The following is a 15,000-nucleotide window of genomic DNA, read 5'->3' as shown; positions in this document are numbered from 1 at the left end:
TGACACACCCCCTACGCTGGTTGAATCCGGCATCCCCAGCCGCGGACGGGACTCCCCTGGTCATCCTGCAAGGATGACCAGAAAGCGAGCGTCCATGCGGAAAATCAGGGAAGTCTTGCGGTTGAAACTGGAACTGAACCTCAGTGACCGCCTCGTCGGACAAAGCGTCCAGCTTGCCCGCAGCACCGTGCAGGATTACGTGGCGCGTGCCCAGCAAGCGGGACTGAGCTGGCCCCTCCCCCCAGAGCTGGACGATGTCCAGCTCGAAGCGCTGCTGTTTCGCACCCACGAACAGGCCGCTGTGAGTGCGGCCCACCAGCCCGACTGGGCCGTCCTCGACCGGGAACTGAGGCGCAAAGGCGTCACCCGCCAACTGCTGTGGGAAGAGTACCGTCGGCAGCACCCGGACGGCTGGCAGTACGCGACCTTCAACGAGAACTACCGGAAATGGAAGGTCACGACGGGCCTGACCATGCGGCAGACCCACCGGGCCGGTGAAAAGCTCTTCGTCGATTACGCCGGGTTGACCTTGGCGCTGACCGATCCCAGGAGTGGCACCGTCCAGGCTGGGCAGGTCTTCGTCGCCACCCTGGGGGCCAGCGAGTACACCTACGCCGAGGTCACCCGAACTCAGGGCGTGCACGACTGGATCGGGTCGCATCTCCGGGCGCTGGACTTTTTCGGTGGCGTGCCCGAGATCATCGTCCCGGACAACCTCAAGGCTGGCGTGACCCACGCCAGCCGTTACGAACCCGAGATCAACCGCACCTACCAGGAGTTCGCGCAGCACTACGACGTGGCCGTCATCCCGGCGCGGGTCCGCAAGCCCAAGGACAAGGCCCTGGTGGAAGTGCATGTGCAGATCGTGGAACGCCGCATCCTCGCCCCCCTGCGCGACCGGGTGTTCTTCAGCCTGCCCGAGGCGAACGAGGCGGTTCGGGAGTTGCTGGAGGCCCTGAATCGGCAGCCCTTTCAGAAACGGCCCGGGAGTCGCCGCAGTGAGTTCGAAGCCCTGGATCAACCCGTGCTGCGCCCCTTGCCCGCCCAGCCCTTTGAAGTGGCCGAGTGGAAGCACACCACGGTCGGGCTGGACTACCACGTCGTCGTGCAGGGGCACGCGTACAGCGTGCCCCACCAGTACGCCAAGACCCGCGTGGACATCCGCCTCACCGCCCGGTTGGTCGAGATCTACCGTTCAGGACAGCGGATCGCCGTCCACCACCGCGTTCCCGGGACACTGACCCGACAGCAGACCACGATGCCCGACCACATGCCCGCCCATCACCGGCATTACCGTGAGGTCGGCCCGGAACAGCTCACCCAGCAAGCCCAGCAGGTCGGGGAGGCGACGGCGGCCCTGGTACGCGCCATCTTCGACGGGAACCAACATCCTGAACAGAAAAAGCGTGTCGTGACGGGTCTGCTTCGTCTTCACCGGGAGTACGGGGAGCGGCTGGAAGCGGCCTGTCGGCGGGCCCTGGCTCTGCAAGCGCACAGCTTGCAGAGCGTGAAGTCCATCCTGAAACACCGCCTGGACGAAGCCGAACTCCCGGGCAACTCCATCGAACTTCCCGTGGCCCAGCACAGCAACCTGCGTGGCCCCGGGTATTTCGCCGAGATCGACGAACCGGGTGCCGAGCGCACCCTGAATTGAGGTTGAGATGCTGCCACATCCCGTCATTCAACACCTGCGCGCCCTGAAACTCGATGGTATGGCGCTCGCCCTGCAAGAACAGCAGGAACAACCCGGTCTGCGTGAGTTGAGCTTCGAGGAACGGCTCACCTTGCTGGTGGACCGGGAACGGGCCTGTCGGGACACTCGGGGCCTCCAGCGCCGCCTGTCGGCGGCGCGCCTGAAGGTCGAGGCCAGCCTGGAAGAGGTCGACACGAAACACCCGAGAGGACTGGACGCCCGGTTGCTGCGTTCGCTGGCTCAGGGGCAGTGGATCGCCGAGAAACGGGGGGTCATCATCACCGGCCCCACCGGCGTCGGGAAGACCTTCATCGGATGTGCCCTGGCCCATCAGGCGTGCCGTCAGGGCTTCACGGCGTTGTACGCGCAGACCGGGCGACTGTTACAGGAACTGACCCTGGCGAAAGGGGATGGACGGTATTTGAAGCTCCTGGCGAGCATCGCCAGGGTGAGTGTCCTGATTCTGGACGACTGGGGGCTGGACGTGCCCACGGCGGAAGGGCGCCGGATTCTGCTGGAGATCCTGGATGATCGCTATGAACGGGCGTCCACGATCATCACCAGCCAGTTCCCGACTTCGGCCTGGCATGCCAACCTGGGTGACCCCACCCTGGCGGACGCGATCTTGGATCGCGTCCTGCACCATGCCTACCGCAGCGAACTCCAGGGAGAAAGCCTCAGGAAGAAGGGCAGGAAGTTGACCCCGGAAACGGTCAGCCTTTCATAATGGGAGCAGCTCGTCCGCTGGCTGGAAGGGTGCCGGATAACTCCATTCTTGGGAGGGTCTCCCGCAGCTTGCGTGCAACGGGGTCGGGCGGGCTGAAACTGGGACATGAACCTCCCACTTTTCCCTGAGACATGGCAGGTGCTCGATTCGCAGGTAGAGGGCGCGCGGCTGATCCTGCTGGTGCAGGATCAGCGTTCTGCGGCGGCCTGTCCCTCCTGTCAGCAGCACAGCTCACACGTTCACAGCCACTATGTTCGGCATCCCCACGACACGGCCCTGGGTCAGCGGGGCGTGACCTTGCTGTTGCGGACCCGGCGGTTCCGTTGCCTGAATCCCGACTGTCCCCATACGACCTTCGCTGAAACCTGGCTGGGTTGGCTGGAACCCCGCGCACAACGCACCTGTCGCCTCGCCGAGAAACAAGGTCGTGTGGCGCTCAGTCTTGGAGGGGAAGCCGGCCACCGGCTCCTGGCCAAACTCTGCGAACCCACCAGTGCCGATACCCTGCTGCGACTGGTTCGCCGCACCCCTCTTCCCCCTGCCGAGACCCCCACGGTGCTAGGCGTGGACGACTTCGCCCTCCGACGACGCAAAACGTACGGCACCCTCCTGATTGATCTGGAGCGCCACCACGTCGTTGACCTGCTCCCGGACCGCCAGGGTGACACCCTGGCAGCGTGGCTGAAGGCACACCCAGGCGTGAAGATCATCTGCCGCGACCGGGCGGGAGAGTATGCCCGTGGCGCGGCTTCCGGCGCGCCGGAAGCCCAACAGATCGCGGATCGGTTCCACCTGATCGGCAATGTTCGGGATGCCGTTGAGATCTGGTTACGGCAACAGCGTGCCCACCTCACCTCGCGGCTGGAACCGGCGCAGAGTGAGCGAGTGGACGTGCAGCTTCCGCCTTCCCCCCCAGAACGTCCCTCGACCACCCGGAAACGCCTCGAACTCACCGTGGCCAAACGGCAACAACGCCAGGCACGGTATGAACAGGCGGTCAAGTTGCGTGAACAGGGACAGAGCTACCGGGCTATCGCCCGCCAGGTCGGTGTGGCCCGCAGCACCGTGACCGAATGGCTCCAACACGAGGGCGAGCTGACGCGTAAAACGCCGCCTAGCAGCATCACACCGTATGCGGGGTACATCCGTGGCCGTATGGCGGAGCCGGAGTGGAATGTCACTCGGATTTTTCACGAGGTCGTCGAGCAAGGGTACCGGGGCGCGTTCAGTGGGGTCTCGTCTTACGTGCTGTGGCTCAAGGAAGGGCATGAACCACCCTCAATAGCGGATCAGAAGGGGACGGGTCTGCCCCAGGAGAAGCGGCTCAGTCCCGTCCAGGTGGCCTGGCTGTTCACCATGCGCTCGGATCAGCGCTCAGAGACGGAGACCCGCAGGTTGCAAGCGGTGTTAGATCAGGTGCCGCGAGGACAGGAGATCTACCAGTTGGTGCAGGACCTACTGGGCTGGCTGAGAGAAGCGCCGAGGTCAGGAGCCTCGCTCCTGACCTCATGGATCGAGAAGGCACAGGCCACTGGATTACCTGACCTCCAGCGGTTGGCACGAAGCTTCCAGAACGACTTTTCGGCCATTTGTGGCGCCATAGAGTCCCCCTGGAGCAACGGTCAGACGGAGGGGCAGGTGAACCGACTCAAGATGATCAAGCGCCAGATGTTTGGCCGGGCCAAATTCGACCTGCTCCGGCAGCGCGTCCTCCTCGCCTGACCCCGCTGCACGCAAGCTGCGGGAGACCCGGCGGGCCGGATTAGCTAGTGTACGCAACTTTACGTGCGGCCGTTCGGGGTGCCCCTAGCCGAGTTCGTGCGTGGTGCCCTCAGCAGCCGTCTGGTGATCTGGCCCAAGGGCCCTGGCCCCGCTCGCCTGGGAGTCACCACGGCGGGCCTGACCTGCTGGCGCTGCAAGCGGGACACACAGGTGATCGTGACGGTCCATGTCGCCCACCCCAGGCACGACGAGGTGTGCTTCTCCCTGAGCTGGGATGAGGGCGGGGTCTGGGGGGATGGGTCGCCCGTCAAGCAGCTCCTCGCGCGCCTGCTGACGCCCGAAGTCCGCGGCCCACTGAACCTGGGGGCCATCAAGCCTCGCTTCAGCAAGACGGTCGGCGGGATGTACCTCAGCCAGGGCTGCACCCGGTGTGACGCGCTCCAGGGTGACTACTTCATCATGGAACTGCGCCACGAGGCCTTCTACGACGGGCAGGCCAGGGCACCGAGCGTGTGGCTGCCCTTTACGCTGGACCAGTCGCTGCTCCAGACCGGACAGGAGTGGCACTTTCTCCCAGCAGTCCCTTCTTCCTGAGGGAACAGAAACGCCGCGCGCCGAGCTGCCACGTTACACGGGGCGCTTTTGGCGGAAGCGTGTCAACACACTCTCCCGCATTGAGGCAAAGTCGTCATGGATTTCTGCCACCTCGCGGTCCGCCGTCAGTTCACGGGTTTCCTTGAACGTGCGGTTGGGAGCACGGCGTTTGGGGCCCCAATAGGGCTGAGGCCGAATTTCATTTGGGATAGAGACGTTCTCTTCAAAGCTGTCCACATTCCCATCCACCAGGTCCTCTCCCACCTCGACCCATGCGTGAAGCATCACATGCTTGGTGCCATGCATCTTGTACGTGGCCTCTCCAATCACCACTCTGGCCGTGATACCCAATTCCGCCAACATTGCCCGGGCATAAACCGCGAAGGTCACACATTGATCGTTTCGGCTTAATTCACAGTGCTGGTCCGCTGCTTCTGCCGCCAGGTCCAGAATCAATTTCCGTACCGGCAGTGGAGGCTGGTCACCAATGCTTGTCAACACGTCCGACGGCTTGGGACGAGTGTTACTCACACGTTGAGCCGCGATACGGTCCTTAAGTTCCTGCTGCCGTTTCATGAGACGCCGTAAGGCTGTGGGGCTGAGCTTCGCCATGAAGCGCTCAATCTGCCGTGCGGGACCGTCAGGACCAAAAGGACCATACTGGGCATAAATGTCGTCTACATACGTCACCGTAGTAGAGTAGTGCCCAAGCACCCGTTTAGCTCGACAAGCGCGGCAGCGAAGGGTTTACCGGATGACCGTGACCTCAACGCTGAGACTCACGTTGTTCCAGGCCCGGTCCGTCGTCAGGACCGGCACGCCCAATCGTTGCCCCAGCGTGAGGCAGTAACGGTCGCCAAGGGAGAGTCCAGCGCTGCGGGTGGTCGGGTACAGGTTGGCCACCGCTTCCGCGTCCTGGGACTGTCCTGGGTCCACGGTCAGGAGCTGGCCCAGGATGCCGCGCTCGGTGAGCTGCCGGGCCACGTCGGTTGGTGCTGCGCCTCGGCTGGCCAGCTTGGTCAGGACTTCAGCCCAGTTCACCGTGTGGATGGTCGTGCCGTGGTTCAAGGCTGTGTCCACTCGTTCGGAGCCAGGTTCTCCCTGAAGCCAGGCGAGCAGGGCGGAAGCGTCAAGGACCGTACTCATTCCCGTGCTGCCTCGTCGTGCCGTTCCTGCACCAGCTCATCAGCCAGGGAAACGCCGTCAGGAACCAGATAGGCGAACATCCCACGTGTGGAGGTCACCGCGTGCCCTGCTGTCACCAGCTCAGCTTTGCCCTTCTCAGTTACACGGGCAATTAGTCGCTCACCTGGCTCTATTCCCATGCTCTGACGGAAAGCCACGGGGAGAAACACTCGCCCGTTCTCCTTCACTTCCAATGTAAATGCCTCTTTTGCGGACATGGTGCAACTTTACCACTCTTGCCGCTCCCATCCTCCTTGCCCCTGGTTTTGAACTACCTATAATGGCGCTTCGACCAAGATAAAAAGGGGAGAGGACGGCCGAGGTGGTCCAGGTGTGTTCAGGCACATAAGCCCTACCGCAACGTGAGGCTCGGCTGGAGCAGCAGCCCCAGCGCGTCCTCACCACAAGCCGCCTGTGGGTTCTCCAGCTCTCGCAGAGCCCGCGCTATGGTAAGGCGCGTGACGCGCTGGCGGGCTTTCGAACACGATGGAACCACCTTTGATCTGGGGCATCTGGACCCCTTTGAGTGCGACTTCGTGCAGCCCGGCAAGGACGGCAAACCACCTGTGACCTATCCGGTGTGGGTGCATTTCAGCCACCATTGCTTCACCGAGGGTGTCAAGCCCGGGGATGACCCGGCGTGGCAGTACCGCCACGTGTCCAATCGGGACTTCCGGACGTTCGACATGACGCGCTACGAACTGTCTCGGCGCCTGCCGGCCCTGGTCCGCGACCTTGTCGGCCGCAAGTGTTATCACACCGGGCACGGCAACTACTTCACCATTGAACTCGTCGAGAATGGGGAGCGGGTCGAGTACGAGATCTACTTCAAGCCGTACAGGGTGGGCAAGCAGTTGCGTCTCGTGGTGGAGAGCGCCTTTCCACGCGACCCCTCACGCCTGGCGAGCCGGCCAAAGACCAAGCCTGTGCGGTTTGAGATTCTGCTGCACAACACTCGAGTGGGCAAACACACCCGCGTGAGTGGTTGACGGCAACAAACGAAAGGACCACCCGAAGGTGGTCCTGTTCACGGCAATGGAAGCTGAATCCTCTTGGGTATAACCACACTTGGGTGGAAGCCCTGGCGGGCGGGACTAGAGCACAACGGTTTCCCGGTTCAGCGCATACCCTAGTGCTCCCAAGATAGCAAAATTTCCCTTGTCCAGCAAGGGTAGGTGGACAGGCCGCGGCGACATCGACCCCTGGTGCTCCCCTCCCGCAAAAGGGCTAGGCGAAGCTGAGCAGAATGAGCTAGACATCCTTTTTAAGAAGGCTTCCCTCTATACCTGAAGAGCCTCGCTGCAACCCATCATGGCCCTTCCTCCTCTACGGAAGTGTCCAGCCCAAGTGCTGAGCCGTTTTGCGCCCGCAGCAGTGCCATATGCCGCTGCTCTGTCCGTTCCAGGTGATGCACGGCATCGATCACGTCCCACAGGCCCATCCGCCCGAAACACCATAGCCATAGATACGACACATCGGGATTCTCGTTCGCCTGGTACATTGCCAGCGCTTCGTCTGGACGCAACGCCCGCCCCAACCGCACCAGCAGCACCGCGTACGTCACCGGGTGTGTCATCCGCAGGGACTCGATCACGTCCAGATTCACCGACGCCAAACGCAAATACAACCGGTTAAAAGCTTTGGACCGCTGGACCAGCGGCTCAATCAGGGCGCGGCGTGCGAACAGTTCCTCGACCGGCCAACACTCCACCGCGACAGCCGCCGCCCCGAAGTCTCCATGGACTTCCATATTGTGGACCAGGGCAGCGGAGAACCGGTCGTCCCAGACCTTGAGCAGCGGACCGTACGCCCGCTCCCGCTGTCCACGGCGGGACGAGCCCAGCGCCAACGCCAGCGTCCGCTGCCGGTGCCGTTCGGGCAACAGGTCCATCAACTCAAACAGGAACAGATACGCCTGCTCCTGCTGCCTGTACAGCAACCCCGGAAGCCGCTCCAGAACGTCATCCAACATTCTCTCGTGGCGCGGCGTCACCCCCACCTCCAGGTTGCGTTTCAACCGGCGCAGCACCGCACGCCGCTCTTCCGCGCGCCGCTGAAACCCCGTGTCCACCAGTTCGCACACCGCTTCAGGCGGCAGGCAGTCCAGGTACGCGGCAAAGAACCGGGCCCCCTCCACGCCGGGTTCGTCGTGGGGAAACTGCTTGAGGAACGTCAACCTGTCCCGCTCACGCGCCACCCTACCCTCCTGCGATCCTTCACGGCGCCCCAGCGGTCCATCTTCCGGCCCCGCGACAGCAGTATAGCTTCCCCTGAAGCGGTGGGAGACCTTGTGATCTCTCACCGCTGCCCCCTTGCAGAGGCGCGTTGAAATGCAGAGGATAACGAGGAGAAGGAGCCTCCGTGACCCTCGTTGCCCAATCCGCCCAGGCGGCCCTCGATCCGATCCAACTGGTCCTCGATTCCGTCACCTCGCCCCTGACCAAAGCCGCCTACAAGAAGGCCCTGACCGACTTCTTCGTTTGGTGGGAGGAGCAGGGACGGCCGCCACTCAGCAAGGCGGTCGTGCAGCGCCACGTGGCGCTGCTCGTCGAGCAGGGCCTCTCCCCTTCCAGCATCAATGTCCGGCTCTCGGCCCTCCGCAAGCTGGTGCGTGAGGCCGCCGACAATGGGCTGCTCGGGGCCTTCGAGGCGGAGACCATCGCGCGGGTGAAGGGCGTCAAGCAGCAGGGACGGCGAAGCGGCACCTGGCTCAGCAAGGCCCAGGCCCAGGCCCTGCTCCTCGCGCCGGATACCACGACGCTGCGGGGCCTGCGCGACCGGGCCATCCTCGCCGTCCTGCTCGGGTGCGGGCTGCGGCGCTCGGAACTCGTCGGCCTGACTTTCGCCCACCTTCAGCAGCGGGAGGGGCGCTGGGTGATCCTTGATCTCACCGGGAAGCATGGCAGAACCAGAACCGTGCCGATGCCCGCCTGGTGCAAGGCGGCGGTGGACGCCTGGACCCGCACGGCGGGCTTGTCCACCGGGCACGTCTTCCGCCCGACGGCACCCCGGGGGGAGCACGTCCTGGCTCGCCAGCGGCTCTCCCACGAGGCGGTGGCCCTGATCGTGCGCAAGTATGGCCGCCAGCTCGGGCACGATCACCTCACCCCAGAGGACCTGGAGGGCGTGCGGCTCGCCCCCCACGACCTGCGCCGCACCTTTGCCAAGCTGGCGCACAAGGGCGGGGCCCCGATCGACCAGATTCAGCTCTCCTTGGGGCACGCCAGCATCCAGACCACGGAAGTTTACCTGGGGGTCGATCAGGATCTGGAGAGCGCGCCCTGCGACGTGCTGGGCTTGTCCCTCAAGGGGGGGTAAGGCCCAGCCGAGAGCGCCAGCTTGGCACGGGGCAGTACTGGAGCGCTGGGTGAAGCTGCCTGACAGTCCCTGCACGGCGCCCCGGCACGGCGCAGAAGCACCTTGACCGGCAGCAAGCACTGGCTTGCCACGGTGGTCGCGAGCGCGCCCTGCAACTGCGCATGGGACGCCGAGCGTGCTCTCCCCCCAGCAACCCACGGAGTCAGGCAAACTGGTGACGCAAGCGATGCAGGAACTCGCCAGCGGGAAGCGACGGGTCGGGGAGGGTCTGATCGACGAGGACCGCTTGTGGGACGACCAGCTGCGGCAGAAGCAAGCCCAGCTTGCGGCGGACCGCACCGCGCGCGAGGGAATTGATCGCAGGCGCAGCCCATCCGGAACGAGCGGGCGCAACCACCTGCACGACGTCAAGCAGCAGCTCGTGCAGCCGCCCTCCCTGCCAGTTGAGGAAGGGCAGGTGACCCTCCAGGTCCGGGCGGACGGGCGGGTACGTGGCGCGCCTCCTCCTCTGCCTGCAGCGTCAGCACCTGTCGTGACCGCGCGAGTAACAGGTGGATCACCCTGTCGTATGCCTTCCATGTCATCCGGGCAGCCATTCACGACCTCCGCCAGAAACTCGGGTGCGACATCGTGGTCTTCGAGGGGCCGCACAACGCCCCAAGGTACCGGCTGGGTCACCTCGTCCAGGTGGACCTGGACGTGACCCAGGTGGCCGAGGCCGTGGCCCGAGGGGAGATCGCGTGGGCGCTCGCCCTCTACCGGGGTCCCTTCCTGCCGGGGGTGGAGGATTCGGCCTGGGTGCAGCACAAACGCGAGGAGGTGCTGCTTGCCTTGACCTTCGAGCTGCGGCATCAGATGGTTCACCACCAGACTCAGGGCGACCTCAAGCGCGTCATCCTGCTCGCCAATCCGTACCTCCCCATCGATCCCTTCGGGCGCGAGGTGCTGGAGGAGCGGGTGGCGGCCGCCCGCCAGGTCGCCTCACCCCAGGAGTTGGCGCGCTACACGGCCGAACTCAACCGCCACCTCTACAACTGAAGTGTGAGAAACACACGCTCCAGCCACTTGGTTCTGAAGACTTGTTGCGCAGTAGCTGAAAGGGCAGCGGGGTGACGGTACACGTCACCCCGCTGCCCTACCTCTGCCTTCAGAGGGTAGGGAGGTGGAGACGGCGTTGCCAGCGGAGGTTGACGAGTCCGGTGACGCAGCCCCAAATCACGCCGTGCCGTGAGGGCTGGTTTCTAAAGAACTCCTTGCAGGCGCGGAACTTCTTGATCCGGTTGATGGCATTCTCGGCGGTGATTCGCACTTTGGAGATCAGGCGGTTGAGTTCACGTTGCTCCTCGCTCAACTTGCCTTTCTTCGGGCGTTTGGCAGGCACAATGGTCTCCCGCTCAGGGTAGACCTTCTCCATTCCGGTATACCCGTGGTCCCCCCACACCCGGACATGCTTGGAAAGCCGAGTCATCAGCCGGGAACGTCGTAGCACCTTCATGTCGTGGGTGCGACCGCCAGCGGTCGCACTCAGGTGAACAATCTGGCCTTCGGGCGTGACCGCCACCTGCGTTTTGAGGGTGTGCGTCCCCTGCTTGATGCTATAGAAACGCTTCTTGTCCTTGGGCCGCCCCACCGCTTTCTTGCCCGGCTTCTGGCCCTTCTTCACTTTCGGCTGGCCCCGGGGCTGCTCGGTGCCGTCTATCACAACGTCGGTCAGCTCGGGGAACACCTCCAGGAATTCCTCCAGCGAGCGAATCTTCCTCGGCTTCCTGCCCTCTTTGCCGGGAGCTTCGTCCGGCTTGGCCTGGAGTGTCCGCGGACGCAGAGGAGCAGGCAACGCCTGCTCCAGGACGGGCAGCAAAGCCTGGATGTTCCGGCAGACGTTTGCTGGGTCCAGGTCAAACAGGATGCCCAGGACGTGCAAGGTGAAGTACTGGCGCAGATAGAGCAGCGTGACCAGGAGCCGCTGGCCCAGGTCCAGCTTGAAGGTGTTGCCCGCACCAATGCGCCTCACCCGTCCGGCGCGCAGCAGGGAGCGGCGGTGAGCCTGCTCCCATAACGGCTCCAGTTCGAGCAGGAGCTGGTCGAACTCTGCGGGAGTCAATCCCACTAGCCGCTCGAAGGAACGCGCTCGGGACTTCAGCTTCTCCAGCCGCAACACTCCTGAACCTACCTGCTTCCGCCCCTACTGCGCAACAAGTCTTGAATCAGTGGTTGCCCGCTCCAGACGGCCAACGCCCCACAGGTCAAGCCGGCACATCGGTCAAAGGCTGTCCTCCGGAGGCAGCCCAAGCACCTTCCCACCAACGCTCGAAGACGTCCAGCGCAAGATGCAATTGGAGGGGCATCAAGTCCATTGCCTCTCGCAGGGCCCGCTGCAAAGCGGGCCTAAGGTCAAAGAGGTTCCGGTTCTCCCGCGCCCAGTCCAGCACCTGACGGAACCACCGTTCGCGCGTCATATCGAGCGGTGATTCCACGAACGCATATTTCGCAAGCAGCGCGACGTTCGTGGCCACAGCATTCACTGTGAGTGACTCGTAGGTCAGACTGCGGACCACGCCTGCCGTCGCCCACCCGAACGTCAAGTGCTCACGGGCGAACAGAGCGGGCAACATCTCCTTCGTGACGCCGGGCAGGACCGTCTGCTGAATCGCCGCAAAGTTCAGGACCGCCTCCGTGTGCTGTGCGGCGGTCCACACCCCCTGCCTCTGCAACTGGTCCATCAAGAGCACCGAAGTCGTTCCCACGACAGGTGGCCCGAACAGGCCGATCCTTGCCAGGCGCACCAGATTCAGGTCGTCGCAGAGAACCGGCACCTTCCGCTGCCGCGCGGCCAGAAAGGTGGACACGGTCGGCAGGAGGTCCTCCCACCCGTCGTGCTGGTCGTAGAAGTCCAGGATGCCCATCACCGGGATGATCTTTGCGCGCGTCCTGACCGTGTGCGCCAGCGACTCCAGACGTTTGAGGCGGGCTTGGGCCACCTCGCGCGGTTCTTCCTCGTACACCAGCCGGCCCCCCGCGTAATACAGGCTCAGGCGGGGGGCCTTGGCCACTTCGACACGGGCGTCCCTCACGGCGCGGTTCAGGTCGTCGAGCGTCTGCCGGGTGACCAGAAGCGTGCGCTTCTCCAGCAGGCGCCGCAAGCAGCGGGCATGGGTGAGGACTGCGAGGGCGCTGCTGTGCAGAACCAAATCTGGTGAGTTCGCTGCCTGGGCTGCCACCTGGTCATCCCCCTCGTCCAGGGCGTTCACCATGAACTCCGCGTGGCGCTCCAAAGAATAGTCCCAGAAGCGCACCTCGGCCTCCCGCCGGCCCAGGTGAAGAAGCGCGATGGGAAAGTGGTGCTCGCGGACCAGACGCATCAGGATCTCGCCCTGATCATGCTTGGCCTTGAGCATGTCCCAGACCCCACTGGGCAGCACTTCGAGGTCACGCGCCCGCATGACCCGGACGCGTTCCGACGTCGGGAAGAGTTGCCGGCCCTCCTGCAACCACACCCGCTCCGCGTTCGTGTACTTCGAGACCACCTGCTGGATCATGTACGCCTCGCTTGACGGCAGCGTCACGGTCGCCCCGACCGGTTGCCCGAGCAGCAGTCCGGCCAGCGGATCGTTCAGGGCGTACTCCCCCCGGGAGCGTTGAGGATCAGGGTCAGCGGTCAAGACCACCCACCAGGGATCCCGGTCCGGCGCACGAAGCTCCACGGCGGTTTCCGGCTTCACCAGCCGGTACGTCTGCTGGTCGGGGAAGGCCTGGATGACGTTGAAGAACTGCACATGCGTCTCCTCATCGTCAAAACCGAGACGGAGTGCCCGGTACCCCAGGGTCCGCGCCAGGGGTCCCAGGTTCATGTTCCGGGCGACCTCCGCGCCCTGCTGCAGGGTCGGGTACGCCACCTCTTTCAAGGGAAGAACCTGCTCGAGGAGCGCCTGCACGCGTGCCCGGTTGCCCAGGCGGCTGTAGGCGGCGGCGGCCTCCACCAGGGTCCGGGCGTGACCCGGCCAGCGCCGCAGCATGCTTTCGTACAGGGCGATGGCGCTGGCCAGGTCCCCCTCCACGGTGGCCAGGTGGGCCTCCACCGCGCAGGTCGACCGCCGTTCCGGTTCGCCCCGGGCACGTCGCTCCCGCAACGCTGCCCGCGCCGCTTCCGACTGCCCGCCGGCGTACAGGGTCTCGATCGCGAGCTCCAGCCAGGTGCTGGGCAAGGTCTCCAAGCTCACGGGCAGCATGAGGTCCGCCGCGCCCTTCCGGTCATCCTGCTGCCGCAGGTACTCCGCGTACTGAAACGCGATCTGCGTCCGCTCGAAATCCGCGGCCAGCGTCAGGGCCTCCTGATACGCGGCACGGGTCGCCCCGTCGTCCCCAGCGGCGGTTTCCACCAGGGCCCGGCACAGTTCCACGCCAGCGTGTCTGGCCGTCTCCACCTCGACGGCCGCCCGGGCCTCCGGCAGCCGCTTGAGTTCGATCAGGGCACGTACCCGCTCCTCCAGAGCTTCCACTCGCCGGTCCACGTCCGCGTCCGCCTGCAAAGGAGCCACGAGCTCCAGCGCCCGCTCCGGGTCACCCGCGCGGCGTGACGCAGCCGCGAAGATGGCGCGGGCCGGGCGCACCTCGTCCAGCACCGCCTCGCCGTACTCGTCCAGAAGGCGCAGCGCGTCCTGTGGGCGGTCGAGCTTGAGATAGACCAGGGCGACGTCGAACAGGACACCCGTCTGATCACGGTCCAGCCGGAGCGCTGCCAACCCGTCGTCCAGGCTGCGGCGGTCCTCACCCAACAGGCTCAGCAACACCTGGCGGGCATTCAGGGCTTCCAGGCGCAGGGCCAGGAGGTGCTTCGGGTTGCGAAAGGCCTCGACCGCCGCGTCCAGGTGCGCCAGCGCGACGGGCGTCTCCGGGTTGGCGAGGACCTTCCTCGTGCGCAGGTCGCCGTGGACGCGGGCGTTTGCGGCCATGATCTCCTGGAGGATGGCCTTGGCGTTCAGCAACCGCACGTGCGGCTCAGCGGCGTGGGGGCCGGAGTTCAGCACCGCCAGGACCTGGCGCATCCGCGCGGTGTCCTTTTGCAGCATGTGCTGCCGGGCACAGGCGGCACCGAACTCCACCTGCTCGGGCACCAGGGTCGCTTCCAGGGCGTCAAACTCCGCCGTGCGGCCCAGCAGGTGCAGTGCCACGGCGTACATGGCGAGGATGTCCTCCCGCTCGGGAGCGCGCCGCCGGGCCAGGTCGAGATAGCCCAGCGCCAGGTGGGGTTCATCCTTGAGCAGGTGGCCGAGACCCTTATAGAGCAGGGCGGAATCGGACTGGTCATCCAGGTCGAAGGCGCGGAGGTAGCAGTCCGCGGCTGCCGCATGGTGCTCCTGGTGGTAATGCAGGGCGCCCGCCAGACGGAGGAGTCGGGCGTGCTGCCGCGGGGAGGCCGCCTCTGCTTGTGGGCGCAGCTCACCGAGTTTGGCTTGGGCGGCCTCGACTGCACCCGCATTCAGGAAGCTGCGCAGGAGGTCCAGTTCCCGGCTCAAGGGATCGTCGTCGGTGCTGACCGGCTGGGGCGCGAGATGGGGGAGAACCTGCTGCCTGAAGCCGTCCAGCAACTGGGTTTGCGTATCGGCCGAGAGATGAATTCCCTCGGTCCGGAGAGCCTGGACGTCGCGGCTCACCCCCTCAGCCATGTCCAGAAGTTTTCGCAGGGCCGCACGGTCGTTTTCCTGCAGTTGCCCCAGCCCTGCCGCCGCCTCCGGGCCGCAGAACGCTGCCACCCAGGGGCGGC

Annotated in this window: 12 protein-coding genes and 2 pseudogenes (1 of these 14 running past the window's edge); 8 read left to right on the top strand and 6 right to left on the bottom strand. The window is 64.9% G+C overall.

Features of this window, described 5'->3' with window-relative positions:
- The first annotated feature begins 94 nt into the window (after positions 1–94).
- From istA to ABEA67_RS05595, 5 genes and pseudogenes are all read left to right on the top strand, one after another.
- Positions 95–1,654: an IS21 family transposase gene (gene istA / locus ABEA67_RS05610; protein ID WP_345462583.1), complete on the top strand. Its 1,560-nt coding sequence runs from the start codon at positions 95–97 to the stop codon at positions 1,652–1,654.
- A gap of 7 nt (positions 1,655–1,661) precedes the next feature.
- Positions 1,662–2,420 (top strand): IS21-like element helper ATPase IstB, encoded by a 759-nt coding sequence (istB, locus tag ABEA67_RS05605; RefSeq protein WP_034388521.1) that lies wholly within the window; start codon positions 1,662–1,664, stop codon positions 2,418–2,420.
- Positions 2,421–2,525: 105 nt separating this feature from the next.
- Positions 2,526–3,494, top strand: a pseudogene (locus ABEA67_RS19420) (ISL3 family transposase); the annotation flags it as partial.
- Positions 3,495–3,929: 435 nt separating this feature from the next.
- Positions 3,930–4,142, top strand: a pseudogene (locus ABEA67_RS19415) (transposase); the annotation flags it as partial.
- Positions 4,143–4,265: 123 nt separating this feature from the next.
- Positions 4,266–4,736: a hypothetical protein gene (locus tag ABEA67_RS05595; RefSeq protein ID WP_345462193.1), complete on the top strand. Its 471-nt coding sequence runs from the start codon at positions 4,266–4,268 to the stop codon at positions 4,734–4,736.
- A gap of 33 nt (positions 4,737–4,769) precedes the next feature.
- Here ABEA67_RS05595 and ABEA67_RS05590 read toward each other — a convergent pair whose 3' ends face one another.
- Genes ABEA67_RS05590 through ABEA67_RS05580 form a run of 3 tightly spaced genes read right to left on the bottom strand, consistent with a single transcriptional unit; the run spans position 4,770 to position 6,139 of the window.
- Positions 4,770–5,426 carry a lasso peptide biosynthesis protein gene (locus ABEA67_RS05590; RefSeq protein ID WP_345462190.1) on the bottom strand — a complete coding sequence of 219 codons (657 nt, stop codon included), beginning with the start codon at positions 5,424–5,426 and terminating at the stop codon, positions 4,770–4,772.
- A 57-nt stretch (positions 5,427–5,483) separates the two neighbouring features.
- Positions 5,484–5,882: a type II toxin-antitoxin system VapC family toxin gene (locus ABEA67_RS05585; RefSeq protein WP_345462187.1), complete on the bottom strand. Its 399-nt coding sequence runs from the start codon at positions 5,880–5,882 to the stop codon at positions 5,484–5,486.
- The gene (locus ABEA67_RS05580) at positions 5,879–6,139 is read right to left on the bottom strand and encodes an AbrB/MazE/SpoVT family DNA-binding domain-containing protein (RefSeq protein ID WP_345462184.1); all 261 of its coding nucleotides are present in this window, start codon (positions 6,137–6,139) and stop codon (positions 5,879–5,881) included. Before ABEA67_RS05580 ends, ABEA67_RS05585 begins: the two co-directional genes overlap by 4 nt.
- A 240-nt stretch (positions 6,140–6,379) precedes the next feature.
- On the opposite strand from ABEA67_RS05580, the gene ABEA67_RS05575 reads away from it, so the two are divergent.
- Positions 6,380–6,910 carry a hypothetical protein gene (locus tag ABEA67_RS05575; RefSeq protein WP_156103616.1) on the top strand — a complete coding sequence of 177 codons (531 nt, stop codon included), beginning with the start codon at positions 6,380–6,382 and terminating at the stop codon, positions 6,908–6,910.
- A 320-nt stretch (positions 6,911–7,230) separates the two neighbouring features.
- Here the strand turns inward: ABEA67_RS05575 and ABEA67_RS05570 are convergent, their stop codons facing one another.
- Entirely contained in the window at positions 7,231–8,118 is an 888-nt protein-coding gene (locus tag ABEA67_RS05570; protein WP_034388672.1) for a hypothetical protein, read from the bottom strand.
- A 164-nt stretch (positions 8,119–8,282) separates the two neighbouring features.
- Here ABEA67_RS05570 and ABEA67_RS05565 point away from each other — a divergent pair, with 164 nt between their 5' ends.
- A complete protein-coding gene (locus ABEA67_RS05565; protein WP_345462175.1) occupies positions 8,283–9,239 on the top strand; it encodes a tyrosine-type recombinase/integrase in 957 nt (318 codons plus the stop codon).
- 630 nt (positions 9,240–9,869) lie between these two features.
- Complete coding sequence (locus tag ABEA67_RS05560; RefSeq protein WP_345462172.1) at positions 9,870–10,277, top strand: hypothetical protein; 408 nt, start codon at positions 9,870–9,872, stop codon at positions 10,275–10,277.
- A 109-nt stretch (positions 10,278–10,386) separates the two neighbouring features.
- On the opposite strand, the gene ABEA67_RS05555 is transcribed toward ABEA67_RS05560, so the two are convergent.
- Together ABEA67_RS05555 and ABEA67_RS05550 are read right to left on the bottom strand one after the other, a co-directional pair.
- On the bottom strand, positions 10,387–11,394 hold the full coding sequence (locus ABEA67_RS05555) for a transposase family protein (protein ID WP_345462169.1): 1,008 nt from the start codon (positions 11,392–11,394) through the stop codon (positions 10,387–10,389).
- An 88-nt stretch (positions 11,395–11,482) separates the two neighbouring features.
- Positions 11,483–15,000, bottom strand: partial view of a PIN domain-containing protein gene (locus ABEA67_RS05550; protein ID WP_345462166.1) — the 3' portion only. Its footprint extends 610 nt past the window's final position; 3,518 of the gene's 4,128 nt are visible here — the last part of the coding sequence; its start codon lies off the right edge, out of view; it ends in the stop codon at positions 11,483–11,485.

It is taken from the genome of Deinococcus carri, from assembly GCF_039545055.1.
Taxonomy (GTDB): Bacteria; Deinococcota; Deinococci; order Deinococcales; family Deinococcaceae; genus Deinococcus; species Deinococcus carri.
This window is presented reverse-complemented; position numbering and strand designations above follow the sequence as displayed.